Origin of the sequence: Streptomyces sp. CB02959, assembly GCF_002803155.1 — a bacterium.
In the GTDB taxonomy this organism is placed as follows: domain Bacteria; phylum Actinomycetota; class Actinomycetes; order Streptomycetales; family Streptomycetaceae; genus Streptomyces.
The window spans coordinates 30,362-55,908 of the sequence record NZ_NNBP01000030.1 but is presented as its reverse complement, the minus strand read 5'-3'; the positions used below and the strand labels follow the sequence as shown (position 1 = coordinate 55,908).

23 protein-coding genes and 1 CRISPR repeat array are annotated in these 25,547 nt (G+C 69.3%); of the genes, 8 read left to right on the top strand and 15 right to left on the bottom strand.

All coding sequences use genetic code 11. From position 1 onward, the window contains the following. Positions 1–592: 592 nt before the first annotated feature. The 7 genes from cas5c (at position 593) to CG747_RS36940 (ending at position 11,565) form a co-directional block, all read left to right on the top strand. Entirely contained in the window at positions 593–1,354 is a 762-nt protein-coding gene (gene cas5c, locus CG747_RS36970; RefSeq protein WP_180985856.1) for a type I-C CRISPR-associated protein Cas5c, read from the top strand. A gap of 4 nt (positions 1,355–1,358) precedes the next feature. After that, positions 1,359–3,161 (top strand): type I-C CRISPR-associated protein Cas8c/Csd1, encoded by a 1,803-nt coding sequence (gene cas8c / locus CG747_RS36965; protein ID WP_180985855.1) that lies wholly within the window; start codon positions 1,359–1,361, stop codon positions 3,159–3,161. Positions 3,162–3,219: 58 nt separating this feature from the next. Then, positions 3,220–4,092 carry a type I-C CRISPR-associated protein Cas7/Csd2 gene (cas7c, locus tag CG747_RS36960; protein ID WP_100606284.1) on the top strand — a complete coding sequence of 291 codons (873 nt, stop codon included), beginning with the start codon at positions 3,220–3,222 and terminating at the stop codon, positions 4,090–4,092. Beyond that, positions 4,089–4,757 carry a CRISPR-associated protein Cas4 gene (cas4, locus tag CG747_RS36955; protein ID WP_100606283.1) on the top strand — a complete coding sequence of 223 codons (669 nt, stop codon included), beginning with the start codon at positions 4,089–4,091 and terminating at the stop codon, positions 4,755–4,757. Before cas7c ends, cas4 begins: the two co-directional genes overlap by 4 nt. Continuing rightward, on the top strand, positions 4,754–5,788 hold the full coding sequence (gene cas1c, locus CG747_RS36950; RefSeq protein WP_100606282.1) for a type I-C CRISPR-associated endonuclease Cas1c: 1,035 nt from the start codon (positions 4,754–4,756) through the stop codon (positions 5,786–5,788). The genes cas4 and cas1c overlap by 4 nt, the downstream gene beginning before the upstream one ends. Further along, positions 5,788–6,078 (top strand): CRISPR-associated endonuclease Cas2, encoded by a 291-nt coding sequence (gene cas2 / locus CG747_RS36945; protein ID WP_100606322.1) that lies wholly within the window; start codon positions 5,788–5,790, stop codon positions 6,076–6,078. The genes cas1c and cas2 overlap by 1 nt, the downstream gene beginning before the upstream one ends. Before the next feature lie 137 nt (positions 6,079–6,215). Next, positions 6,216–10,376: direct repeats of the CRISPR family, unit length 37 nt; unit sequence GTGGCGGTCGCCCCCCGGGGCGACCGAGGATCGCAAC. A 301-nt stretch (positions 10,377–10,677) separates the two neighbouring features. Further along, complete coding sequence (locus tag CG747_RS36940) at positions 10,678–11,565, top strand: DUF5655 domain-containing protein (RefSeq protein WP_100606281.1); 888 nt, start codon at positions 10,678–10,680, stop codon at positions 11,563–11,565. A gap of 183 nt (positions 11,566–11,748) precedes the next feature. On the opposite strand, the gene CG747_RS36935 is transcribed toward CG747_RS36940, so the two are convergent. Beyond that, entirely contained in the window at positions 11,749–12,078 is a 330-nt protein-coding gene (locus CG747_RS36935) for a DUF6087 family protein (protein ID WP_180985854.1), read from the bottom strand. A 52-nt stretch (positions 12,079–12,130) separates the two neighbouring features. Continuing rightward, complete coding sequence (locus CG747_RS36930) at positions 12,131–12,829, bottom strand: DUF317 domain-containing protein (protein WP_180985853.1); 699 nt, start codon at positions 12,827–12,829, stop codon at positions 12,131–12,133. 88 nt (positions 12,830–12,917) lie between these two features. Here CG747_RS36930 and CG747_RS48395 point away from each other — a divergent pair, with 88 nt between their 5' ends. Beyond that, the gene (locus tag CG747_RS48395) at positions 12,918–13,154 is read left to right on the top strand and encodes a hypothetical protein (protein WP_180985852.1); all 237 of its coding nucleotides are present in this window, start codon (positions 12,918–12,920) and stop codon (positions 13,152–13,154) included. A gap of 383 nt (positions 13,155–13,537) precedes the next feature. On the opposite strand, the gene CG747_RS36925 is transcribed toward CG747_RS48395, so the two are convergent. From CG747_RS36925 to CG747_RS36865, 13 genes are all read right to left on the bottom strand, one after another. Then, positions 13,538–14,647 (bottom strand): DnaB-like helicase N-terminal domain-containing protein, encoded by a 1,110-nt coding sequence (locus tag CG747_RS36925; protein WP_100606278.1) that lies wholly within the window; start codon positions 14,645–14,647, stop codon positions 13,538–13,540. Beyond that, the gene (locus tag CG747_RS36920) at positions 14,648–15,913 is read right to left on the bottom strand and encodes a DNA cytosine methyltransferase (RefSeq protein WP_180985851.1); all 1,266 of its coding nucleotides are present in this window, start codon (positions 15,911–15,913) and stop codon (positions 14,648–14,650) included. Further along, positions 15,910–16,779, bottom strand: coding sequence for a hypothetical protein (locus tag CG747_RS36915; protein ID WP_100606277.1), 870 nt, complete (start codon positions 16,777–16,779; stop codon positions 15,910–15,912). Before CG747_RS36915 ends, CG747_RS36920 begins: the two co-directional genes overlap by 4 nt. Positions 16,780–16,884: 105 nt before the next feature. Continuing rightward, positions 16,885–17,202 carry a hypothetical protein gene (locus CG747_RS36910; RefSeq protein ID WP_100606276.1) on the bottom strand — a complete coding sequence of 106 codons (318 nt, stop codon included), beginning with the start codon at positions 17,200–17,202 and terminating at the stop codon, positions 16,885–16,887. 241 nt (positions 17,203–17,443) lie between these two features. Then, the gene (locus CG747_RS36905) at positions 17,444–18,217 is read right to left on the bottom strand and encodes a hypothetical protein (RefSeq protein ID WP_257980976.1); all 774 of its coding nucleotides are present in this window, start codon (positions 18,215–18,217) and stop codon (positions 17,444–17,446) included. 73 nt (positions 18,218–18,290) lie between these two features. Next, the gene (locus CG747_RS36900; protein WP_257980975.1) at positions 18,291–19,004 is read right to left on the bottom strand and encodes a DUF317 domain-containing protein; all 714 of its coding nucleotides are present in this window, start codon (positions 19,002–19,004) and stop codon (positions 18,291–18,293) included. Next, the gene (locus CG747_RS36895; protein WP_257980974.1) at positions 19,001–19,771 is read right to left on the bottom strand and encodes a hypothetical protein; all 771 of its coding nucleotides are present in this window, start codon (positions 19,769–19,771) and stop codon (positions 19,001–19,003) included. Before CG747_RS36895 ends, CG747_RS36900 begins: the two co-directional genes overlap by 4 nt. A gap of 104 nt (positions 19,772–19,875) precedes the next feature. Next, a complete protein-coding gene (locus tag CG747_RS36890; RefSeq protein ID WP_100606275.1) occupies positions 19,876–20,640 on the bottom strand; it encodes a hypothetical protein in 765 nt (254 codons plus the stop codon). A 126-nt stretch (positions 20,641–20,766) separates the two neighbouring features. Next, on the bottom strand, positions 20,767–21,345 hold the full coding sequence (locus tag CG747_RS36885) for a DUF317 domain-containing protein (protein ID WP_100606274.1): 579 nt from the start codon (positions 21,343–21,345) through the stop codon (positions 20,767–20,769). Between the two features lie 361 nt (positions 21,346–21,706). Continuing rightward, positions 21,707–22,192, bottom strand: a complete 486-nt coding sequence (locus CG747_RS36880) for a hypothetical protein (RefSeq protein WP_100606273.1) — start codon at positions 22,190–22,192, stop codon at positions 21,707–21,709. Between the two features lie 69 nt (positions 22,193–22,261). Then, positions 22,262–24,064, bottom strand: a complete 1,803-nt coding sequence (locus CG747_RS36875; protein ID WP_100606272.1) for a type IV secretory system conjugative DNA transfer family protein — start codon at positions 24,062–24,064, stop codon at positions 22,262–22,264. Between the two features lie 46 nt (positions 24,065–24,110). Further along, positions 24,111–24,878, bottom strand: a complete 768-nt coding sequence (locus tag CG747_RS36870; RefSeq protein WP_100606271.1) for a DUF317 domain-containing protein — start codon at positions 24,876–24,878, stop codon at positions 24,111–24,113. A gap of 4 nt (positions 24,879–24,882) precedes the next feature. Then, the gene (locus tag CG747_RS36865) at positions 24,883–25,488 is read right to left on the bottom strand and encodes a hypothetical protein (protein WP_100606270.1); all 606 of its coding nucleotides are present in this window, start codon (positions 25,486–25,488) and stop codon (positions 24,883–24,885) included. Positions 25,489–25,547: the final 59 nt, after the last annotated feature.

Genomic DNA, 25,547 nt, shown 5'->3' with positions numbered 1-25,547 from the left:
TGCGCTCTCCGGTATGCCAGGAGGCGACGGTCCGCCGAGTCCCGGCGCAAGAGCAATGTGGCATGTTGCTGGGGCAGCAAACCCAGCATGGCGGTCGCCTTCCGCGACTGAGGGTCGCAATCATGTCGGTGGGTGCGTGCTGCTCTGCACCACCAGGGTCCGCACCGGTGAGGGGCGGGGCGTCAGCCTCGCCCCTCACTCGTGCCCCCATTGAGCGAACTCCGTCCCGAACGCTACTCACACAAGATCCGCGTACCCCAGGATCACTATCGACCGCACTAGACGCTGGTTATCAAGCAAATACCACTTCACCTACATGGAAGCTGTAACTGGAGCCGGGTTGAACGCAATTGCTTTGCTCATCGAGCCCGGCAGTGTCGTTGTCGCCGTGATCCTCGTCGTCGTGCTCGTGATTCGCCGTCGTGCTGTGCGACTCCTCCTGGAGGTGACCTGAACTGCCCAAACACAGCGTGGCGTTGCTGGCTTTTGGCTGGCAACGCCGCCGCTGTCAGTGGTCGCCCCTATGGTGAGGATTCGAGGCCGCGCCACCGGCTGCGGGTCCTTTCAACAATCGTGCTTTGGTGAGGAGTTGATGGTGGAGTCGGATCCCGGAAGGCGCCTCGGTCTGGCTGAGCGGCGCGGCAACGACGGCTGGGTCTATCCGGACTTAGTGGTGGAGGTGGCCGGTCCGCTGGCCTGCTTCACCCGCCCCGAACTGAAGGTGGAGCGGGTCTCCTACCCGGTGATGACGCCCTCAGCGGCATCAGGGGTGCTGGAGGCCATCTACTGGAAACCCGAGTTCCACTACGTGATTCGGGCGATCGAGGTGCTCAGGCCGATCGAATGGACATCGATCCGCCGTAACGAGGTGAAGTCGGCGATCTCAGCCGCCGAGGTGGCAGCACTACGCAAGGATCCACGACGACGCTACGACGTGGAAGGTGACCGCGATCAGCGCAACACCATGCTGCTGCGGGATGTTGCCTACCGCATTCGAGCTCAGGTGAAGCCGGCGGCACACAGCCAGGGCGAGTCCCCTGCTAAGTACCGGGAGCAGCTGCGCCGCCGCGTGGACAAAGGCGCCTGCTTCTCCCAACCGTTCCTAGGCTGCCGTGAGTTCAGCTGCGCGTTCGGCCCTGCTACCGAAGCCCCGACCATCGACAGGGACGAAGAGCTGGGAGTCATGCTCCACTCCATCATCTACCCCAAGCGCGGCCAGGGCGGCGGGGAGAAATACCGCTGGTTCCGTGCTCAACTCATCAACGGTGTACTCAACGTTCCGGCGAAGCCCCTGGATGACAGCCACGTTGCACTGCCCGGCGTCGGAGCGCGCACGTCCGCCCGGGGGAAATGACCACATGTTGCTGCATCGCCTGACGGAGTACGCGGACCGGGCAGAGAAGCTGCCGCCACCGTACTACCGCCCGAAGAAGATCCAGTGGGCACTGCGCGTAGACGCGGACGGTACAACCGCAGCCCTGTACGACCAGCGCCTCCCCAAGGGGTCTAAAGAGAAGCCTCTGCAGACGCCCGCTCCATATGCCTACCGATCGGGGAAAACTCCGCCCCCCTCCCTGCTTGTAGACACTGCCCAGTTCGTCCTTGGGGTGCCGAAAGCCGCGGCCGACGGCAGAGTCAGCGACGCCGCCATCCAAGAGGCCCACCGCCGCCGGGACGAGTACGCAGCCCTGCTGCTGTCCTGGGCCGAGCACCACCCCGACGACCCGGGCGTCAGCGCACTGGCCACATTCGTCTCCTCAGGCGGCCTGGACCGGGTGAAGATCCCGCAGGAGGTGAACTCCACCGACACTGTCGCCGTGATGGATGCGGACGCCGGCTGGCTGCACCTGCGCCCATCCGCGCAAGAGGCGTGGGCGACACAGGTCCGCGCACGGAAAGCCGGCAGCGGCATCGTCGATGTGTGCCTGGTATGCGAGGACGAGGGGCAACTGCTCACCACCATTCCCGAGAGCATCAAGTCCGGCGCCATCCCCACCAGCGGAGTGGGCCGTGACGCGCAGTTGGTGAGCATCAACGCCTCAGCCCACGGCCGAGGTGGAGCCCTACAACTCGTCAACACGCCCGTCTGCGAAACCTGCGGCTCCCGGTCCATGGCCGCCCTCAACCTCCTGCTCGCCGACGACCGCCACCGGCGGCGCGCCGCTGAGTCGGTCACCGTGTGGTGGACCCGTGAACCCACCGACCCATTCTTCGACGCCTTGGACCATCCCACCGAGGAGACGGTCGCACGCCTTGTCGACTCCCTGCACGCCTGCCCCGACCCCATCATCGCTGAGCGCCTCGACCCCAACGGTTACTACGCACTCACCCTCGCCCTGAACAATGCTCGGGCAGCCGTTCTGGACTGGCTGGACACCACTGTCGGGCGGCTGCGCAACCACCTCGGAGCCTGGTTCGAAGACCACAAGGTCTTCGACGGATGGACCGGCTCCTACCGCTACCTGCCCCTGTGGCACCTCGCTCTGGCCTCCGGCCGCTGGGACGACAAGGCCGGCAAGTACGCCCCCCGCAGCGCACCCCGCGGCCTGGAAGACGAATTGCTGCACGCCGCCCTGACCCGCGGACCGATGCCCGCCCGCCTGCTGCCACACCTGCTCCAGCGCATCCGAGCCGACCACCGTGTCGACGCCCCCCGCACCGCCCTGATGCGCCTGACCCTCCACTCCAACCGCACCGACAAGGAGCAAACCGGCCCCATGCCTCGTCTGGACGACACAAACCAAGAGCCTGGCTATCTGTGCGGCCGCACCTTCGCCGTACTGGAAGCCATCCAGCGCGCAGCACTGCCCGAGATCAACGCCACCATCGGCGACAAGTTCTTCGGCACCGCGATGACCGCCCCCGCAGCGGTCCTCACCAACCTGCGCAACGGCGCCAACGGCCACCTCAAGCGCCTGCGCCGCGACAAGAAGGGGACCTACTACGCCCTGGACGCGCGCCTGGCCGACGCCTTCGCAGCCCTTGCCCACATCGAAGGCGGCATCCCCGTACTCCTGAACACCCGCCAACAGGCGTGGTTCGTCCTCGGCTACGAACAACAGCGCGCCGAGGACAACGCCGCCCGCGCCGCCCACAAAGCCGCCCAGGAACGGAAACTGGCCGAAGCCGAGAACCCCCAGAGCGCCGGCGCTCCCGCCTAAAGCCGTCGCACATCCAACGGGCCCCACAACCTTCTTCACGACTTAGGAGCAACAGCACATGACTGCAGCGCACCTTGACCCGAACCGCAAGATGGACTTCGTGTTCCTCATCGAGGCCCGCGACTCCAACCCCAACGGCGACCCAGATGCCGGCGGCATGCCGCGTACCGACCCGGTCTCGGGCCAGGGCCTGATCACCGACGTCGCCCTCAAGCGAAAGATCCGCAACACCGTCGCTCTCCTCAACGAGGACGCCAAGCAGCCCGGCTACGACATCTACGTCGAAGCCGGCACCGCCCTCAACGCCCAGCACGAACGCGCTTACGCCCCCGACGCCCTGGGCAACGAAGCCAGCCAGCTCGATGCCCGCCAGTGGATGTGCCAGACCTTCTTCGACGTCCGCATGTTCGGCGCCGTCATGACCACCGGCAAGAAGGACAAGCAGGCTGGCCGCGTCCAAGGCCCCCTCCAACTCACCTTCTCTCGCTCAGTAGACCCCATCACCCCGCTCGAATACGGCATCACCCGCGTCACGCCCACCAAGCAAGAGGACATCGAGTCCGGCAAGAACACCGAGATGGGCACCAAACACATCGTCCCCTACGGCCTCTACCGCGGCGAAGGCCACTTCAGCGCCCCCCTCGCCGCCCGCACCGGCATCACCACCCAGGACCTGGAGATCTTCTGGCGCGCCTTCACCCTCATGTTCGACCACGACCGCGCCGCCGCCCGCGGCGAACTCAACCTCCGCAGCCTGTACGTCTTCACCCACGACGACAAGTACGGCAAAGCCCCCGCGCGCCAACTCCTGGACCGCATCACCATCAAGGGCCCCGGCGACGCCACCGCCCGCGCCTTCACCGACTACCAGCTCGATATCGCCGACACCGACCTCCCCGCCGGCGTCAGCCTCATCCGCCTCATCGGATGAACACCCCAACCCTCGAGGACGGCGGGGAGGGGCATCTGGCCCAGATCCCCCTCTCTGCCCTGGAACACTACGCGTACTGCCCACGCCAGTCCGGGCTGATCATCCTGGAAGACGCCTTCGCCGATGACGCCGCCACCGTCCGCGGCACCCTCCTGCATCAACGTGTCGACACTCCCGGCAACCGAGGTCGCGGAACCGTCCGTACCCTCCACGCGCTGCCGGTGTGGAGCGACAGCTACGGACTGACCGGCATCTGCGACGCCGTCGAACTCCACGCCGACGGCCGCATCCTCCCCGTGGAGCACAAATCCGGGCGCTACCGCCCAGGCGGCCCTGCTGACATCCAGGCCGCCGCACAGGCGATCTGCCTGGAAGAAATGTTCCGCCGACGCGTTCCCGAAGCCGCCGTGTACTCCGCCGCCGACCGCCGACGCCACAAGGTCACCGTCGACGACGAACTACGCACCCACGTACACCAACTCACCCTCACCGTGCGCACGATGCTCTCCACCAGTTCGCTCCCCCCACCCGCCGCCGACAGTCGTTGTCGACGCTGCTCGATGGCTACCAGCTGCATGCCCAGAGCCCTCGCCAGCACCCGCCGCTACCAACAAGCCCTCACCGACCTCTACACCCTCGACGACTCCCAGGACGACGTCCCTTGACCACCGAACTTCTCAACACCCTCTACGTCCAAACCCAAGGCACCGACCTACGCCTCGACCAGGACAGCCTCCGAGTCCACCTCCCCGACACACCCGGACGCAAAATCCTCCCCTTACGCCGCATCGACAGCATCGTCGTCTACGGCCACATCAACCTCTCCACAGAACTGATCACCCGCTGCGCCCAGGACAACCGCCCTGTCACCTGGATGAGCCGCAGCGGCCGCTACCTCGCCCGCCTTGACGGAGCTATCCAAGGAAACGTTCTCCTCCGCCACGCCCAGCACCATCTCCACGACCAACCCGAACCCCGGCTCGCGATCGCTCGCAACATCGTCGCCGGCAAAATCCGCAACAGTCGCTGGATCCTCCTACGCGCGGCCCGTGATACTCCCACCCAACAGCGCGAGCAGATCCGAGGCGCCGCCGAAGGTCTTGCCGAAGCACTCAACAAGACCGCCACTGCCGAATCCCTCGACATCATCATGGGCATCGAAGGCAACGCCGCTCGCTGTTACTTCGGCGCCCTCCAACACGTCCTACGTCCCGCTGCGGGCATCTCTGCCTTCACACACCGCAACCGCAGACCTCCCACCGACCCTGTCAACGCATTGCTCTCCTTTACCTACGGCCTCCTACGCGGACTTGTCCACGGAGCGACTGAACAGATCGGACTCGACCCCTACGTCGGCTACCTCCACGGCATCCGCCCAGGCAAACCCGCACTCGCCCTCGACCTCATGGAGGAACTGCGCCCCGTCCTCGCCGACCGTTTCGCCCTCACCCAACTCAACCGACGCCAACTCCGAGCAGAACACTTCGAACACCTACCTGGCGGCGCCGTACGCCTCACCGAAGATGGCCGCAAAGCCGTCATCAGTGCCTGGCAAGAGTGGAAGACCCAAACATGGGAGCACCCCATCGCTGGCAGGGACGTCCCCGCCGGCCTGCTGCCCGTCATCCAGGCGCGCCTGCTTGCCCGGCATCTACGAGGCGACTTGCCTGGATACCTCCCGTGGACGGCGGCCTAGTGGACCTGCTGCTGACCTACGATGTTGATACCACCACGCCGGAAGGCCGCCGTCGCCTCCGCCGCGTGGCCAAACTCTGCGAAGGCCATGGCATTCGCGTCCAGAAATCCGTGTTCGAAATCGTCTCCGACGACAAGAACCTGCTGATGCTCCTGGGCAAGCTCGACAGCATCGTCAACGCGGACTGTGACAGTATCCGTATCTACCGTCTGCCCCATGAGGGATTCGAAAGCGTCCAGACCCTCGGTATCGCCGAAGCGCAGCGACACCGAGACGATCTCGTCCTGTGATGTCACTGCTTCGGAACCACAAGCACACACACGACACGCGGATCACGCCGAAGCAGAATGTCCTTTCTGTGTATCTCTGATCCCGCCTGCCGGGTAACTCTCTGGCTCGAGTGTCGCGTTTCCGCTGCTCAGCCAGTGTGGCGGTCGCCCCCCGGGGCGACCGAGGATCGCAACATCTCGGTGGCGCGGGCTCGGCCTCCGTCGTAGGAAAGTGGCGGTCGCCCCCCGGGGCGACCGAGGATCGCAACCGCATTTCGGGGAACACCCCGTCGTCGAGCACCAGGTGTGGCGGTCGCCCCCCGGGGCGACCGAGGATCGCAACCCCTAGAGGGGAAACGGGCTGATGAGGGAGGTGAAGTGTGGCGGTCGCCCCCCGGGGCGACCGAGGATCGCAACATCGGATACGCCCCCGACAGCGCCCACGTGACCGGCGTGTGGCGGTCGCCCCCCGGGGCGACCGAGGATCGCAACCTCGGCAGTGACCGCCTCGCGCAGGCGAACGCCGCCGGTGGCGGTCGCCCCCCGGGGCGACCGAGGATCGCAACGATGTCATGTATGGGGGCAGCGCGGGCGGAGGGAAGGTGGCGGTCGCCCCCCGGGGCGACCGAGGATCGCAACCTCCGGCTCCGCCGGTGGCGACCGCTGCGGGTGGGGGTGGCAGTCGCCCCCCGGGGCGACCGAGGATCGCAACGTCGTGGCGGCAGAAGAAGGCGGCGCAAAACATGCCGGTGGCGGTCGCCCCCCGGGGCGACCGAGGATCGCAACCACACCGGTTCGGAGATCTACGCAGAGTCGCGGCGGGTGGCGGTCGCCCCCCGGGGCGACCGAGGATCGCAACGCTTGGTGTGCTCGTCGAGAACGGACCACCGTCCGGGTGGCGGTCGCCCCCCGGGGCGACCGAGGATCGCAACGCGCGCCGGTGCGGTGTGAGGGACAGCAGCCTGGTGTGGCGGTCGCCCCCCGGGGCGACCGAGGATCGCAACCCCTTGACCCCGAGGAACAGAAAGACGGTGGCCGCGAGTGGCGGTCGCCCCCCGGGGCGACCGAGGATCGCAACGATGCCGACGAGAGCGAGCAGCTTTGGCGGTGGTGGGGTGGCGGTCGCCCCCCGGGGCGACCGAGGATCGCAACTCACCCACGCTAGCCATGTCAAGCAAGCGCACCCGAAGTGGCGGTCGCCCCCCGGGGCGACCGAGGATCGCAACACCGCTTCCGCGACCGGACGAAGCGGCCTCTGCCCGAGTGGCGGTCGCCCCCCGGGGCGACCGAGGATCGCAACCCCCAGCAGTGTGTGTACGTAGCATGGCCTGCACAGGTGGCGGTCGCCCCCCGGGGCGACCGAGGATCGCAACAACAGTGCGCCCCCACGATCTCGTGCCGTCGATGTGTGGCGGTCGCCCCCCGGGGCGACCGAGGATCGCAACAACCTCCGGCACCCCCAGCGCCCTCGGTGCCCCCTAGTGGCGGTCGCCCCCCGGGGCGACCGAGGATCGCAACTGCCACGACGCGTCGAGGGGCACCCGTTTGACGACGGGTGGCGGTCGCCCCCCGGGGCGACCGAGGATCGCAACGGCTTCGTGGAGGCGGCGACGGACTCGTGCCTCGTCGCGTGGCGGTCGCCCCCCGGGGCGACCGAGGATCGCAACGATGCGGGGGTGGGTCCCGTGTACCTGAAGGCGATCGTGGCGGTCGCCCCCCGGGGCGACCGAGGATTGCAACGTGATGCCGGCCATCGCGGTGGGGTGGACGGTGGCGGGTGGCGGTCGCCCCCGGGGCGACCGAGGATCGCAACCCGGAAAGGAGAAGACGATGCGCCCCACACCCCGAAGGTGGCGGTCGCCCCCCGGGGCGACCGAGGATCGCAACGGCGTCGCCGTGACCGTGATCGGCGGCACCTGGGGGTGGCGGTCGCCCCCCGGGGCGACCGAGGATCGCAACCACCACTATCCGCGCGGCGCCTCGCATGATGGGGTGTGGCGGTCGCCCCCCGGGGCGACCGAGGATCGCAACCGGCCGGAGGTCCCGGCAGCGGCCGTGCCGGTCGGGTGGCGGTCGCCCCCCGGGGCGACCGAGGATCGCAACCTTTACCCCAGTGAGGGATAGGGGCTCACACCCAGTTGTGGCGGTCGCCCCCCGGGGCGACCGAGGATCGCAACCTCCTGCGCTACCCAACCAACGGCGACGACGTCGGGTGGCGGTCGCCCCCCGGGGCGACCGAGGATCGCAACTGCCCATGAGGCGTCGTGGTGGCGGTGGGCGACGGTGTGGCGGTCGCCCCCCGGGGCGACCGAGGATCGCAACAGCAGGGGGTGTTCGTCCGGGACCTCGCACTCCACCACGTGGCGGTCGCCCCCCGGGGCGACCGAGGATCGCAACGGCGCGAGCGTGACCGTGATCGGCGGCACCTGGGGCGGTGGCGGTCGCCCCCCGGGGCGACCGAGGATCGCAACTTCCGCGGCCACCGCGTCCGGCCACCGGATGGCGTGTGGCGGTCGCCCCCCGGGGCGACCGAGGATCGCAACGTGAAGAAGCCGACGCCGCAGCCGCGGCGGTCGGTGGTGGCGGTCGCCCCCCCGGGGCGACCGAGGATCGCAACAGGACCGCTCCGATGCCCTTGAAGAAGCCGACGATGGGGTGGCGGTCGCCCCCCGGGGCGACCGAGGATCGCAACGTGAGCAGGTTGGAGCCGGTGTCGACGATGCTCGTCGTGGCGGTCGCCCCCCGGGGCGACCGAGGATCGCAACCTGCGTCCCACCGCCATGGGGGAGCAGGCCCTGTAGTGGCGGTCGCCCCCCCGGGGCGACCGAGGATCGCAACTCGCTCGGCAGATGCGGCAGCTGCGGCCGCAGGCGACGTGGCGGTCGCCCCCGGGGCGACCGAGGATCGCAACCCGCAGGTCAGACCGGACAACAACACGAACAACAACGTGGCGGTCGCCCCCCGGGGCGACCGAGGATCGCAACCTTCGAGGGGGAGGGGATGATGAGGTGGGGGAGCCAGGTGGCGGCCGCCCCCCGGGGCGACCGAGGATCGCAACTCAAGGACACCGTCTGGTGGGGGCCCAGCGGTGCCCGTGGCGGTCGCCCCCCCGGGGCGACCGAGGATCGCAACACGACGAGAAGGCGTTCGGCTCCGGGTGGGTCGCACAGTGGCGGTCATCCCTCCCCGGGGCGACCGAGGACCGCAATGACCTGCACAATCGACGGGTAGGGCTTGTCGAAGTCGAGTGGCGGTCACCCTCCGGGGCGATCGAGGATCGCAAAGGCGATTACGTCAAGGGCAGGTGAGGGTGGGACCGCGTGATGGTCGCCCTCCAGGCGGCCGAGGATCGCAACCGCTTGTTGCCGTTATGGCAGACCTGCGGAGGGAGTTGTGGCGGGGCGCCCTCCGGTGTGACCGAGGATCGCAACAAGCAGGCGCACCAGGAGCCGGAGGCAGGCCCCAGGCGTGCCGGTCGGCCCTCGGGGCGACCGAGGATCGCAACACCGGAGTGGATCCGTACACCGCTCCCGCGCACTTCGTGGCGGTCGCCCTCCGGGGCGACCGAGGATCGCAACTTGATCTCCATGAGCGTCCGCACCTGGGACTCGCGCGTGGCGGTCGCCCCCCCCGGGGCGGCCGAGGATCGCAACCGCGGAGCCCTCGCCAACGCCGTGTGGCGCCACGCCGGTGGCGGTCGCCCCCCCCGGGGCGGCCGAGGATCGCAACTTGACCAGGAACTGCTCGAAACGCAGCACCGGCATGGGTGGCGGTCGCCCCCGGGGTGGCTGAGGATCGCAACGTCTCCGCGAGATGACCGGGCGCACCCAGGAGCAGCGTGGCGGTCGCCCCCCCCGGGGCGGCCGAGGATCGCAACCGCCGTAGCCGGTGGGACATGGCGGAGGGGCCCGGGAGTGGCGGTCGCCCCCCGGGCGGCCGAGGATCGCAACGACCCCCGCGCCACCACCGTCCTCGACTACGACCTCAGGTGGCGGTCGCCCCCCCCGGGGGCGGCCGAGGATCGCAACGCATCTTCGACACCGACCCGAACGCGAAGCCCAAGAAGTGGCGGTCGCCCCCTGGGGCGGCCGAGGATCGCAACCATCCGGAATCGGCCTCTATCTGGGCCGCGATGATGGTGGCGGTCGCCCCCGGGGCGACCGGGGATCGCAAAGACTTCGGGGCGCCGACCAGCGGGCGGCCGCTGACGGTGGCGGTGGTCCTCTGGGGCGACCGAGGATCGCATCTGGATGGCCTCGCACGGGGACTGGCTGCCCGTCAACGTGGCGGTAGTCCCCGGAGCGACCGGAGATCGCAGCACGAGGAGACTGCTCGTCTACGGACTGCACCACTCCACAGTGGCGGTCGCCCTCCGCCACGAATCGCAACAGCCTTCAGCCCTTGGAGCTAAGAAGGCACTGAATCCATCTTGCCCCAACGCTCTTTGACCTGCGTTGGGACGTATGTGGGATCACCCGATCCCCTGGGTTCTGTGGGGCGAGAGCGCCCCCCGCCGGGGCGTAGGTAGCGGCTCACAAGATCTTCACAGTTCCGAGCAGTCAAATGGAAACAATTCGATCACCGTCGGCTGTTGCAGCACCCGTAGCCGAGGAGGGGACGGTGACGGGCCTGAAGCTGTTCAACGCAAACGGCGGCGTGACCGAGGTCACGCCGCGTCTTGCTGCTGTCGAAGCGGATGTGCAGTGCCTCGTCGAGGCGAACATGGAGACGATGCTGGGGGTGCGGTTCCTGGCGAGCGAGTACGTCATCGACTGCGCCGATGGCGGGCGGATCGACTCGCTGGGAATCGACGAGAACAATGCACCCGTGGTCGTGGAATTCAAGCGCGGCACAGATGCAGGCGTGATCCACCAGGGCCTCTACTACATGTCCTGGCTCATGGCCCACAAGGACGCCTTCCGGAACCTGGTCCGCGACCGGCTCGGGGTGACGGTCGCGTCCCAGATCCTGTGGAGCGCACCCAGGTTGATCTGCGTCGCCGGCGACTTCACCCGTTACGACGCGCACGCCGTACGCGAGCACCGGCGCTCGATCGACCTGGTGCGCTACCGGTACTTCGGCAGCGACCACTTCGGTCTTGAGACCGTGGCTTCGGTCACGGGCCACTCGGTTGAGGTCAAGCGGGTACGCCGCCGCGCGCCCGGGGCGCCGCCGGTTCGGCAGCAGGGCGGTGCGATGGCCGAGCTGGCCGCGGCAGTCGACGAGGTCCTCGTCGGCCTGGGCGACGGCGTCAACCGGGTGCAACGCAAGCAGTACTGCGCCTATCAGCGGCTGCGGAACTTCGCCTGCCTGATCCCGCCCCAGCAGACCAAGGTGCTGGTCTATCTGAAAGCGGATCCGACGGCAGTGGACCTGGTGTCCGGCTTTACCCGGGACGTGACCGGGCTCGGCCACCATGGCACGGGCGACCTGGAGGTGCAGCTGCGCACCGAGCGGGACCTGGAGCGCGCCCAGGACCTGTTCCGGCTGAGCTACGCCGCGGCGTGACGGGCCAGGAACAGGTAGTGCGTGTCGTGGGCGGTGACGTTATGGATCGTCGCTGTGCTGCCTTTCGACGGGCGGTCAGGAAGTGGCGGTGGAGCTACAAGTATTCGGCGGGTCCCCGGTTTCGGTAACCGGGGATCCGCCGCTATATTGCCGCCGTCTTCCCGCGCGGCCCTGAATGGACTGCTACTGCTCTCGGTCCTCTGCTGGGGTTGGCTTCCGGTGTCGACCCTGGCCTTTCCCCAGCGCGGGGCGATCCCATTCGGCGGCTTTCTGTTCGGCTGGCTGCGGCAGGTACAGCACGGTCTTGGCCTCGGCGAGATCGCTGACGAGGCTGACCGTCTGCCACTCGGTTCCGTTCCATTCCTGGATCACGCGTGGTGCGCTGGGGCCGACGTGTTGCCCGCGGTGCGGACCTTCGGTCAGTGGCACTGCGCGACGCTTGCCCTTCGAGGCGTTCTGACGTTCCTCGCGTCGCCGTGCCCAGTCCTCCAGCGGCTCCTGTTCGTCGTGCATCTCAGCATCGTGGCGCAGATGCGATGACCGCTGCCACAGGCTTGGCCAGACGTCACCGTGACCTCGCCGAACTCGCGCGTGGTGCTGGCTGCGCGCGGATGTCGGGACGGCTCAGGGCGTTCAGCCTTCGGGGCCTGGACTCAAGGTGCCTCTGTGTGAGTCCGTGGGCCACCTCGAAGGCCACGTCCTGCAGCACGGAGGCTGCGGCGTGCGGAGAGAAGTGGAGCGTCCACCTGGGGGTGTCGGCCGCGCCGCCGCCCCAGAACGTCCAGGCGGGCAGAGGGCTGTGATGGGACTGGGCTGCGAAGGCGTCGAACTGGACGCCGGAGGGGTGATCCTTCGGGGCTTGCCAGCGGATCCAGCGGCCGTCGACGGTGTGCTCCCAGCCGGCGTCGGCCAGCGGGCGGGTGGCGTCGCTGATGGTCGCTTCCGAGACCTGGCTGCCCGCCGCGATCTCCACTGCGTCCGTGGAGGCGAGGCTGTCGAGGAGCACCCGCATGATCTCTACGGGGACCGTGGCGCTCGCGGTGGCGTGCCACAGGCGCTCGCCGACCGGGCTCTCGTACGCGGCAATCTTCCACTGAGTGTCGTCGGGGTCGGCTTCGTGGACGAACTCGGCGCGCAGGACGAGGGATTCGTGGACGGCGAGGGTGGTCTCGTCCGACCGGGTGCGCCACTTCTCCCACTCTCCGTGCGACTCGAGAAAGTCCTTCAGGAGTGCTTCGTGGTCGCCGGCCCCGGCAGCGTGCATCTCTACAGACTCGGCAGTGGCCAGGGGCGGCTGGGCGTCGGCCGCACCCGACGGCGAGGGGGTGCGTGCCTGCTCGGCGTGACGTTCGGTGCTGGCGGCCGGGGAGTACGGCATCGCCGTAGAGGCGCTCGAACTCGGCGATGGCCGTGGCGGGGTTGTCGTACTGGGTTGTCTCGGTGCGCAGGTGGTTCTCGCCGTGGAGGTGGATGCTCGGGCCGTCGCGGTAGGTGCCGACGGCGACGGTGGTCCACCCGTCGTGGGCGTGGGCGTGGATGATCAGGCGGCCGTGACGGATGGCGTCGTAGATCTGCTGGGCGTCGCCTGAGACCTCGCGGATCTCCTCGCGCGAGCACCAGGGCATGGGGTAGTTGGCCCAGGTCCATTCGGTGTCGATCTCTTCGCGCAGCTGGGGCGTGATGTCGACGGTGACGCCCTCGGCGCGCAGGGCGCGTGCGGCCAGTTCGGCGTAGTGCGCCTCCTCGCGGTCGATGCGTGCCATGACCATCGTGGTGTCGTCGAGGGGCTCGAAGCCGTGGACGGCGAGGAGGGCTCGCACGATGTGGGTGGGGGTGCCCGTGATGGTGGCGGTGACGGCGCTGGGGCGGCCGTGGAGCAGGTCGAGGCGAAGGTGCAGGTCTGCTTCGGGGTGCGGCAATCTGTTCTCGCTTCACGGCTCCGGCCGACGCAGGGCCGGCCGGGGCGGGTGGTTCATCGGAGTGCTCGTGCGCGGGCTGGGGTGACTCGTGGTGGCGGGCCGGCCCGTGAGCCGGCCGGGCTGTGCGGTGCGCGAGGTGCCGGCGGCGTAAGGGCGGTGCTGTGCTGCCAGCGGGTTCGCAGGGCGGTGAGGTCGGCCAGGGCGCGGCGGCTGCCGGTGATCAGCTGGTGTGGCGTGTTGGCCGGGTCGTGGGCGTAGGCGGCGATGCGCGTGCCGACGCCGAATGCGCAGGCTAGCAGGGCGCGTTGAAGGACTCGCTCACCCCAGTATTCGGGTGAGCCGACGGGGGCGGAGACCAGAGCGATGAGGTCGCCGGGGTCGAGTCCGTCGGTGAGGAGTCCGCGGTGCTGGGCTTCCCAGAGCACGGTGACCGGGTCTACGGGCTCCCCGTTGTGGACCAGGGCGGTCAGGCACTGCCACACCGTGGCGTGCAGAGGCAGCGTGAAATCGCTGGGCTGTAGCCAGCGCATGTTCTTCAGCTCTGCCGGGTGCGCGGTGGCCGTGGCGAGGAGGAGTCGTTCCTCGTCGAGGGCTTCCTCGCTGCTGTGCCCCGCGGAGTTGTCCGGCACCAAGGTGCGCGGCAGGGAGCCGGGGTGCGGGGCGAACTGTCCGGCGAGCGTGTCCAGGAACTGTCCGAGCGTCTCGGCCTGGGCCAGGGTGCTGGCGGCCGGGTTGGGCAGGGTGGTGTCGGTGGCGGTCTGGGCGAGGCGTTCGGCGTGCATCAGCAGCGTGCGCCGGGCGTGATCGGCTCGGATCATCCGCGCGTACGTCGGCGCGTGCCGGGGCCAGGGGCAGACCTGGATGAGGGTGTGGAGGTAGGAGGCGGTCAGCCCGGGGGCATGGGGGCGCGCCGCATCGAGCACGGTGTTCAGCCGGGTGGGATCGGAGTGGTGGATCTCCGGGTCGGGTGGGGGCACCGTGCGCATGGCCTGGAAGAGGGCGCCGTGAGCGTGGTTGCCGAACTGGCTTGCATCCAGGTCTCCGATGTCGGCGAGCCGCTGGGGTTCCAGGAGGAGTGCGCCCAGCAGGGACTGCTCGGCGTAGTGCACCGGCTGAGCAGGGGGCAGGTCGTCCAGGTCGTCCTCGTACGGGTCGGTGGGCATTTAGGCTGCCAGGGTGAAGTCGTGGGGATGGAGGGTCTTGCCGAGGTGCGGGGCCAGCAGGTGGGCGGCGAGACGGGGTGGCACGGCGTTGCCGATCTGGGAGAACTGCTGACCTTTGTTCCCGGCCCAGCGGTAGTCGGCGGGGAAGGTCTGCAGGAGGCCGGCCTCCTGGGCGGTGATCCGGATGGACTCCGGCGAGGGCCGCTCCCCGCTGGCGCCGCTGGGAGCGGGCTCGGCGACCCAGACGCACTCGTTCGCACGGTGGCCGAAGAACAGCGTCCCGGCCGGCTCGTCGGATCGGCGCACGGTCGCGTTCGCCTGGTTGTTGCTGCGCAGAGACCACGACCAGCGATGTGCTTCGCCGGCGAACGTGGGGGCGGAAACGTCGGCCGGCTGGTTCTCCCTGGCTCCGTGCCGGGCGCTCCACCCGGCACCCTCACGTCGCGACTGCAGGACGATGGCGCTCTGCGGCTTCCAAGTCCCACGGTCGCGGGCGTCGGTGAGCGTCTTACGGGATCCGGAGGGGAAGGGCTCGGGACCGCCGCCCGGTCCTCCGCCGGCGCACACGGTCGGCACGGGACGGTCGGTGGCTCCCCAGCCGAGGGCCTCGGCCATGGACACCCACTGCGCGCGGCCCGGCCCGAACAGCGACTCGGGCTCGGCCGCCTTGGCGTGCGTGGGCGGTGGCGGCTCGGCGGTCCGGGTGCGGGAGGCGAGCAGGATCGCCCGCCGCCGCGTCTGCGGCACCCCGTAGTCGGCGGCGTTCAGGATCCCGGTCCATACCGAGAACCCCCAGGTGCGCAGGATCGCGGCGTACTGGCGCCACAGGGGCAGGACGTCGGGCACCTCTTCCATAGCGACCCACTCGGGTTGCCCGTGCTGGTTGAGGGCGTGCAGGTAGCGCATGGGCTCGGCGGCGAGCAGTGAGCGCTCGTCGCGGCAGTCGGCCAGCAGCTGTTCGCGGGTGTCGCGGCCGGTGGCGAGGTCGGCGACGGCCTGGTGGACGAGCGGCTGGTCGAGGAGGCCGAGGCGTTTGCCGGCCATCGACCATGCCTGGCAGGGCGGGCTGGCGATGAGCCCGGTGGTCTTCCCGAGGAAGGGCCAGACCGGGTACATCGCCACGTCGGTCCGAATCGTCAATTGCCCTTGTGCGGCGCGGGTCTTGCAGGCCCATTCGTCCCATTCCAGGCCGATGTCCCGCACGCCGAGCACGGCCAGTGCGTGGCTCCAGCCGCCGGGGCCGGCGAACAGGTCGAGCACGATCACGTGGCCAGCCCGAAGCCGTCCTGCGTGGCTGTGATTTCTCCTCGGCAGGCCCAGGGAGAGCACCCGTCAGCAACGCCCTCTTCCAGCTGCTCCGCGTCTTCTTCGGCGCCGACCTCTTGCTGGAGCGCCGCCCATTCGGCGGCGGTTACATGGTCGATCGGAGCTTCGCTCAGCGGAATGCGTGAACGGTGCAGAAATGCCTCGCCCAGCAGACGGTTGCCGGTGGCATTGGCGCGAGCGTTTCCCTTCCGAATGGCGGCGTCGAATTCCACCACGTCCGCCCACTCGGCTGGGGAGGTGTCGCGAATATGCCGCCATTGGGCGTTACCATGGAACGGGCAGCCAAGGCAGCTCGATTTCGGCGTGTCCGCCAATCCGAGCGAAGACAGATAGCGAACGCAGTCGCTGCGCGACCAGCCCATGTCGATGAGCGGGTGCCGGTTGCGCATGTACTTTACATCCGCGTCCTTGGCGCGGTGGAATTCATCGGTGGAGATGCCCACCCACTGCTCCACGAACACCTCTCGCGGAATGCGGGCAGGATAGGGGTAGCCGAGGAGTTCGCGGACCTGTCGCTTGATCGGCTTTATCTTATATTCGCCTGTGCATTGCCTTCTGGTCATTCCGTCCTTGCCGTCCTGATTTCGAATGTAGAGCGGCATGGACGCGAATCTGTGGCCAGGGTCGAGCGCATCGCTGCGAATGTTCCCGGAAGTGACCCGCAGAATAGGGATACCTGCCGGTTTCGCTATCTCCCGCTCCAGGCGGTCGAGGTGCGAATAGACGGCCTTCGGTTCCCACCCTGTATCGGCAAAAATGGCGTAATCGACCTTGGGGAGAATCCCTTCGGCTGACAGGGCGAGCATGGCGCTGGATTGAATTCCGGCGCCGAGCGAGATGGATCGGAATACGGGGTTGGTGGAAATTGGGTGTCCTTGCGGCGAGCGGGGCGCTGTCCGTGGGCGGGTCGGTCAGCGGCGGGGAGCAGGGGCGCGGCGTGCGGCGGGGGCCGGCGGAGCCGGGGCCGTCACGGGGGCACGGGGAGAAGCGAAGGCAGGACTTACCTCGTCGAGGCCGTCGGCGAGGTCGCGGGCGGCGTCCGTGGCCGTACGCAGCCATTCCCATGTGGGGGCGGGCAGTTGGCGCCAGTGGGCGTTGTTGCGAGCCCATTCGAGGATCTCGGCGGCGTTGCGCAGCTGCTCGGCGAGCTGGGCCAGCACGGCGTGCTGCTGGTCTCCGTCGCGAGCGGTGGCCAGGGACTGGAGGAGTTCGTCGAGGGCGGTGGGCACCGAGCCCGGGTCGTCGGGGAGCCCGTAGAGCCGGGCATGCAGTGACTGGGCGATGCCGTTTGCGGGGCCGCCGGAGGACCGGTGGTCATAGCGCGGCGCGGCCAGGCGGCGCAGGGTGAAGTGGACGACGACGTCGCGGGGTGTGGCGTCGGGGTGGACCTGGGCGGCCAGGGCGAGCGCGATGTCGTGCGCGGTGGGGGTGTCGGAGGGCGTGAGGTCTCCCGGGAAGTGGGGTGCGGGGTCAGCGGGAACGGCTGGCGGCGGCCGTCGGCAGGGGCGTGGCTGGGCGTGTGGTGGTCAGACCGGTGCGGCGTGGCCGTGCGAACGAGGCGGCGAGGTCGTGGCGCCCGGCTGCGGTGAGGTGGACGCGCTCGTCGCGGAACCAGTCGGGGCAGTCCTCGCGCATCACCAGGCCGCGGCTCTCCAGGGCGCGGATGGTGCTGATGCTGACGCGGAGGTCCTCGCGGCGCAGGTAGGGCTTGTCGTGGGTGATGGCGACGTCGCCGCGGGCTATCGCGCGCAGTGTGGTGCTCTGCGCGGGGGAGAGGGCAGGCGGCTGGTGCTCGGGTACGAAGCCGCGGTGCCGGCGTTCGGCAACGAAGAGTTCGGCGGTTGCCAGAGCGTCCGAGGAGCCCAGGGCGGTGAGGCTGGCGACGAGGGTGAAGCGTCGGCCGGCCTCTCGTCGGGCCTCCTGCTCGGTCAGGACTGCCAGGAAGTCGTCGCCGAGTTCAACAGGCAGCCCCGCGCGGGTGTGGTCGAGGATGTCGACGGCGTCCATGAGATGGTCGGCTGCATCGGTCGCAAGATGGGCGAGTTGGCGTACGCGTGCGTACACCGCCCGGATGTCGGGGCTGTGGTACATCGGCTGGGCGTTGAGCGTGTCCACGATGGTGAGCGCGGATCGGGCGAGGCGCTGGGCAGATTCCGTCTGGCTGTTCAGCAGGGTGGCGGGGGTTGTCCCGTTGAGCGCGTGACGCAGGTGGGCGTCGTTGAAGCGGGTGAAGTCGGCTGCCAATGCGAGGAGCTGTTCGGCGGGTTCAAGGGAGAGGGTCTTCTCGGACAGGGAGGGCTCCGGGGCAGGGAATGACTCAGCGACGCCGGCCGGGGCGGTCGAGCTGAGCGAGGGCGTGATCGATGTGCGGGTTCATCGCGGCGGCGCGGACCGGGGTGATCAGGGCACTGTGCCCGTGCCGCGTGCTGAGGGAGACGTCGGCGAAGGCCCGCTCCACGGCCGTGGGCGTGGACAGGTGGGCGAAGAAGTTGCGGACGAGGCTCTCGGGGACCTCGCGCGTGAAGGTGGCCAGCGGCTGGTTCTCGTAGTAGGCGTGCTCGGCCCGCCAGACGATTTCCTCATGGGGCGTGTGGCGTAGTTGGCAGTACCAGTCGGGCGAGGTGAGGGAGCCGTCGTCGACGGACCAGTCGTTGAGCGCCGCGATCTGTTCCAGGGGCATGTCCGTGATCGGGATGCGCTCGGCGTGACGGGTATCGCCGAGCAGCTGAGGCAGTGCCTGGGTCACGGCGGCGACGGCCTCCATGGGCGTCTGCCGGCTGAACTGCACTTCCCAGTACGGTTCGTGGTGGGCGATCGTCCACCAGGTGCCGAGAGGGTGGATGGGGTCGAAGTCGCAGAACACGCTGCCTTCGGGGCTGTCGATCTTGACGTGGCCGGTGGTGGCGTCGTGCTGAGTGGTCCAGCCGAAGAGGTGGATCAGGGGGCCGATCGCGTCGGCGAGCCGGTCGCCGGCGCCTGCCATGTAGCGCGGGGAGACCATGACCCGGTCGTCGGGCGCGTACGCGGTCACCGGTGGGCTCCCTGCGTTGCCGTGGCCTTCGGCACGGTGGCCGCTGCCGTCGGCAATGGGGTGCGAGGGCGAGGCTGGGCCAGCGCTTGTCGCCCCTGCTCGGTCACGGTGATCTTCTGGCCCTGGTACAGCGAGGTGCTGGCGTCGGCGCTGACCAGCCCGCGCCTGGCCAGAGCCCGGTAGGTGGAGATGGAGACGCGGGTCCCGTCGTTGGTGGCGACCCGGGTTACACCCATCCCTCGTGTCGAGCTTTCATACAACTTTCCGCCGCCCTGCAGCGCGGAGAGTGCGTCGTACTGGGCGGGGCTCAGCGCGGGACCCGTCTTCTGCCGTACGACCGCCGACTTGTACTCCTGTGCGGTGGCCAGGTCCTCGGTGATGCCGTGGGCGAGGTAGTGGCAGCCGATCGCGCACAGGTCGAGCTGGTGGACGGCATCGTCGAGGTGCCCGCTCATCTTCGGGATGGCCTCGGCGTGCCGGGCCGTGCGCACCGCCTCGTCATCGGCCGGGTAGCCGGTGACCTGCGCGCCCTCGTAGGGGTTGGCGAGCACCACGTGGGCCAGGTCGGTGCCGGCGAGCGACGACGAGGAGACGACCGAGGCCAGCAGCTCCAGGCTGCCCCGGCTGCCCGCGATGTGGGTGTACGAGCTGTTGTCGAGCGCGGTCAGGCGCGCCAGGGCGGTAGCCGTGAGGTCCTGCGTCTGGAGAAGAAGGGGGCTGATGCGATGCAGTGCGTCCGTGCCGGGCGTGTAGGAAATGTCGCGCACGCGCGCCTTGAGGGCTTCGAAGTCGCGGGCCAACTGCCGCAGTTGGCGGACTTCTTCGTTCAGGTCGAGTGGGGGCGTGGTGATGAGATGGCTCCTGGGCTGGTTCAGCGGCTTCGGGCGATGACCTGCGCGGTGGCAGGCAGGGGGCGGGGCGTGGTTCCGGGCGCGGTGCTCGGCCCGGCCGGAGGTGAGTCGATGACCGAGGCGAGGGCGGTGATGCCTGCCGAGGTGAGGCGCGCGCGGTCCAGGGGCGGGCCGCCGACGTAGGCGGCATGTGGCGAGCCTGCGGTTCTCTCGGCCAGGCCCTTCGTCTCCAAGGCGCGCAGGGTGCTCATCAGCACCTTGGGCTCGCGGGAGCGGGTGAACTCGCGGCCCAGCGAGCTGCTGGCCACGACATGTCCGCAGGCGATCTCGGCCAGGGCCGTGCGCTGAACGGCGCTCAACCGGTCGTCGGGGGCTGGCGCGGTGGCCCAGCGGCGCCGCCGGGTCTCGGCGGCCAGTGTCACGGCGCAGCTGACGGCGGCTTCCGGAGCCAGCGCGGTCAGCTCGCGAGCAGCCCCGACGCTGAGGTCGGCCGCGGCGCCGGCGAGGAAGGCGAGCTGCTTCAGCCGCATGACCGTCTCGGTCAACTCGACGCTCTCATAAAGCCGTTCGCTCTGGATCGCCTTGATGGCGGACTGGGTGTCGGTGGCCAGACGTTGCGCGGAGGCAGCGTGGGCATCCGGTGCTGGCGGGTCGGCGGCGCGCAGGAGGAGGTCGAGCGCGTCGTTGTGCTGGGTGTACTGGTCGGCCAGGTGGAGCAGCCGCTCGACGGGCGTGGGCGGTGGCGCCACGTCGAAGAGCAGGGATTCGGCGGGCGGCTCGGTCATGAGCGACGCCGCGTCGGGCAGAGGTGAATGGGACTCGTCTTCCGTCGGGTTGGGTATGGCCGCTGGCCTCGGGGGCGCTTAGGCGGCAGGGTCGAAGTCGCTCTGCTTCGCGTGGTGGCCGGTGCGTCATCGGCTTGGGCTTGGTGGGGGCGCCGGCGGCTCGGGGGGTTTACGTGGGCCGCGGAACTCGGCGAGGGGAGCGATGACGGCGTATTGGCGTAGTGGGCGAGGGATCTCACGCAGGCGGCGCATCACGGGCTCGCCTCGCACCAGCGTGCGGATGACGCTGCGGGCGAGCTGCGGTGGTGCGTCGTGGCTGAGCGAGAGGTTCCAGCGTTCGGAGCCGTCACTGCGAGGTGTCTGGGTCGCGATCTGCCAGGCAGCCTCCTCGTGGGGGGTGTGCGCGAGGATGCACAGACGGTCGGCCGAGAGATACACGGTTCGCGTGCCGTAGGCGGTGCGCTTCCACCCGGCGTTGTAGAGGTCCTCGGCTAGGTCCTTCAACGGGTCTGTGTCGGTGAGGGGGTGGGAGGGCAGCAGTGTCAGCGGTGCCAAGAGCGCGTGGGGCAGTTCGCGAGGGGTGTTGCACGAGAAGGTGGCGGTCCAGGGGCGTGGGCCGCTGTGGGCGGCGGTCCAGCGGGGTACCGGGCCGGAGGCCAGCATGTGGTAGCTGATCGTTGTGGCGTCGTCCGGGGAGGTCAGCATGACCTGACCGGTGTCTGGATCCGATCTAAGGCTCCAGTTGGGTGCACGGTCTCGGATCGCTTGGAAGGTGCTGGTGGTGTTGCCCTCGCCGGCCACGTGCAGTGGTGAGACGAGGAGGAGGGAGGGGGAGAGGAAATAGTCGGAAGACGTGGCGATTCCTTGGCGTCGGGGACAGGCGATCTGCTGCGTTGACTGCTGAGCGGTGCAGGGCGGGCCAAGGGGCATCGAGGTGCCTGCGGAGCTGGTCGTGGAGGTCGACGGTGTCCGTTGGCAGAGCAGCCGAGGACTCTGTCGTGGTGGTCGACGAGGACCTGTATCGCAACGTCGTGCCGCGGCGCGTGGGCACCGGGAGTGTGTGGCGCTACAGGCCGCGACGGTGGAGGGGGCGGGGCGTCGCGGGGGGCTTCGCGTCAGCCGACGCCTTGCGGGTGGGGAGCGGGGGGACGGCGCCGGTCAGCTCGATCCGTGCCTCGTCCAGGGTCCGTTGGGCGGCGTCGAGATGGCGACGCAGAGCGGAGTGGTGCGGGATGGCTTCCAGCTGCGCGTTGATGGTGGTGCGGCTGGCAGGGTCGCTGACCTTGGTCAGGGCGGGGAGGGCCTGGGTGTAGTGGGCCAGGGCACGCCCGATCGTCGCCGCGGCCCGGCTCGATCGCAGGGCGTCCTGTGCGGGGTTGGTGGTCGGGATCTCCTCGGAGAGGAGGTGGTGGGCGTCGGCGGTGAACCGTAGGGCGAGGTGGCCCAGGAGGTCGATGTGGCGCAGGGCGGTGAAAAAGCCGTCGGGGCCGGGGTCGACCTGGTGGGCACGGAGGTCGGTGAGGACGGCCGCAAGAGCTTCGGGGCGCGTCATGTAGTCGAGATCGTCGGGCTCGTATACAGAAATGGAGGCCTCCAAGGACAGGGGTGAGATGAGCGGGTGCTACGCGGCCGTGCCGTAGTCGCCCTGGTGAGGGGTGTACTTGGCCAGGGCGCGGTGGGTGATCGCCTTCGAAGCGCGGTCGGAGGCGGCGGACAGCTCCTCGGCGCCGGGCTCCAGGTACCAGGGGTGCAGGTCGAGCATGGCCACGCGCATGCCGGTGGCGAAGCAGAGTGCGGTGCCCTTGGACAGGGCGCGGATGGCGTCGGCGGCCAGGATGCGTTCCTGCCGCATCGACACCGAGGTGGACTTCCCGGACTCGGAGGCCGAGGTGGAGGTCGTCTCGACGTCGTGGTCGCCGATCAACCGGGAGAGCTTGTCGGCAAAGTCGGGGTCGTCAATACCGCTGCCGATGACCTTGATGGTGGAGGCGGACCACATGGCGTCCATGCCGGCATCGCCCCAGACTTTCTGGCCCTGGCGGTAGGACTGCAGGATCGTGATGGGGATGATCCCTCGGGAGCCGAGGTGGGAGTACAGGTCCGGCAGGTCACTGATCTTGCAGACGTTGGCGGCCTCGTCCAGGATCGCGAGCATCGGCGGGTCCAGGCGTCCGCCGGCACGTTCGGCCTGGGCCGTCGCGGCCCGCATCACCGAGTCCGCGCACGCCGCGATGAGCGCCGACGCGCCGCCTCCGCCGTCCTTCGACAGCAGGTACAGGGTGTCCTTGCTGGTCACGAAGTCCTTCGGCTTGAACTCCTCGACGTCCTTCTGCGGGGTCACCCATGCGGCGATCTCGCTGTTGAGGAGGGCGGCGGCGTACTGCCGGGCGGTTTCGTAGATGCCGTCGCGCGTCTCGGGCGGGCCCTCGACGGTTCCCTTGAGCTGGGCGGCGACTGCGGCGTGGTTGTGGTCGCGCAGGATGTCCAGCGGCGTGCGGTCGGCAGGGAACGCCAGCCACTGCATCACGTCGGTGATGGGCCGTTCGTCGAGGGCTGCGGCCAGGAACAACTGCGACAAGATGTTGGATCCGGCCTTGGACCAGAAGTCACCCTGCTGCGAGGCGTCCACGCTCGCGGCGAGGAAGTGCCCGGCCAACCTGCCGGCGCCGTCCAACGTTTTGGCGTCGGCCAGCGGGTTCCACCACATCTGGCGTTCGGAGTGGGCGATCTGCTGCGGGTCCATCGACCACGTCCGGCCCACGGCCGCCCGCGCGTCGAGCGTTGCCGTATACGCGTCGCCGGCCGCCTTGTTGGAGGTGAGCAGGACGGGGCCGGGTGCGTTGAGGATGGAGGGGATCGCCAGCGAGGTGGTCTTGCCGGAGCGCGGCGCCATGATCGCCACGGCGACATCCTCATAACCCATGCGGACCTCGTGGCGAGTGCCCTGAAGGTTGCCGAGCAAGATGCCGGTGTCCTTGGCATCGATGTGCTTGGTGTCCTTCAGGCTCGGCCGCAGGGAGCGGGCCTTGGCGGTGATGGCCTTGGACATCAGCGGCTCGATGTCCTGGTGCTTGGCCATCCCGGCGACGCGCTTCTTGCGCCCGCTGGTGCCGTCCTTGTGCCGCTTGTAGAGCACGGCGGCGGTGATGCCGAGGGCGATCAGTATGGCGCCGGGCAGGATGCGTGCGCCGATCAGGAGGGACGTGTCGTCCAGGCTGGGCCACAGCTGGTCGGGGTGCAGCAGAGCCTGGACGGGCTGGTAGGGGGCGGTGTGTCCGGAGTCGGTGGCCCAGGCGGTGAGGTTGCCGCCGAGCCAGGCGAGGTTGGATGCGGGGACGGCGATGGCGATGGCGCCGAGCAGGACGCGGAAGGCTATGTCGTAGCCGTCAGTGTTCGGGGTATTCGGGCTGGAGGGCTGAGGCAAGAGGGCAGGGCCTTACGTGGCGGGGGCAGGCAGGGGAGGAGGTGGGTCAGCGGGTGCGGCGCGGGTTCGGCACGCGTGGCGGCTCGGCGGCCGGGGTGTTCGCGGTGGTGTACCGTCGCCGGGCGCAGAGGCCGGTGACACGCTGCTCCAGCGCGAAGGCGACGGCCTCCACGGGCACGTGCTGCCTGACGTCGTGCCGGTGGCGCACGCCCAGACCGGACAGGCGGTTCGGATCACGGATCACCGGGGTGTCATCGGTGAGCGCCCGGGTCAGCGCGGCGATCAGATGGGGTGGGGTGGTGCCGTCCAGGCACGCCCCCCACAGCTCATCGCCGGGGGTGTGGCCGGCGGCGACTGTGATGAACCAGTGGTCGAGGCCGTGGTCGGTGACGTAGTCGACGCGGACCACGCCATCGGGCGAAATGAGGCCGCTCTGGGGGGAGACATCGCGCCAACCCGCCTGTCGTAGAGGGGCAGTGGGCGGTGGGGCGGCGTTCAGGGCGCGAGGGTCGGTGAGGGCGTCGGTGAAGGCGGCGATGATCTCGACGGGGGTACGGGCCTCGAAGGTGGCCTTCCAGGCCGGCTGGTTGCCGGTGCGGGCGTGGCGGATGGTCCACCACGGTTCGTCCGGGTCGGGATCGATCCGCAAGGTCGCCTGCTGATCGGGGCTGGTCAGGATGACGCGGGGCATCAGCGGGTCGTGTCCGTAACTCCATCCACAGGCTCGGTGCAGGGGGACGGTGACCCAGGCCGGATCGCCGCCGCCGGCGAGATACCGCGGGGAGGTGAGGGTCTGCTCGATGGTCTCGTGCATGCCGTCACCTCCGCGCTGTCGACGATGCGGCCGACGCAACGGGTGTGGCCGGCGCCCAGCTGGGTGCGGCGCCGGTACCGGGCAGGCGCGACGGCGCTTGGCGAGCTGCGGCGGGGATGTCGAGGAGCGCCTGGCCGTGGGCGGACCACTCGCCCAGGTAGTGCCATGCTTCGGAGTTGCGCTCGTCGAGGACGTCGTCGTACGCCTCGGTGCCGGGCTTGAGGGAGGCCGCGAGCGTGGCCCGGGTCTCCAGCCACTCGTGCTGTAGGGCGTTGAGGCGGTTCAGGGCGTGGTGGAGGGCGGCGAGTCGTCCGGGCCAGTGGGGCAGGACGACTGCGGTATCGAGCTGTTGCAGCTGGACCTCAGCGGTGGCCAGGAGTTCCTTGGCGCAGGAGCGCACACGGTTGAAGGCTCTCCAGGTCTCGGCGTCGCGGACGGCGGCGCGCAGTCCGTACGCCTGCTCGTCGTGGGGCCATCCGGATTCATCGGTGTGCTCGTCGGAGTAGGCATCCCAGCTGGCGAGGATGAGTTCGCTCTCGCGCAGGTACGTCGCGAGCTGCTGGAGCCGTCGTTGGTGGAGTTCCTGCGGGGACGGGGAGGGGGCGGTCAAGGGCGCTCTCGGAGAAACGGCGGGGCAGAGGGAGGGTGAGCTGGACGCCGGGCGGCGCC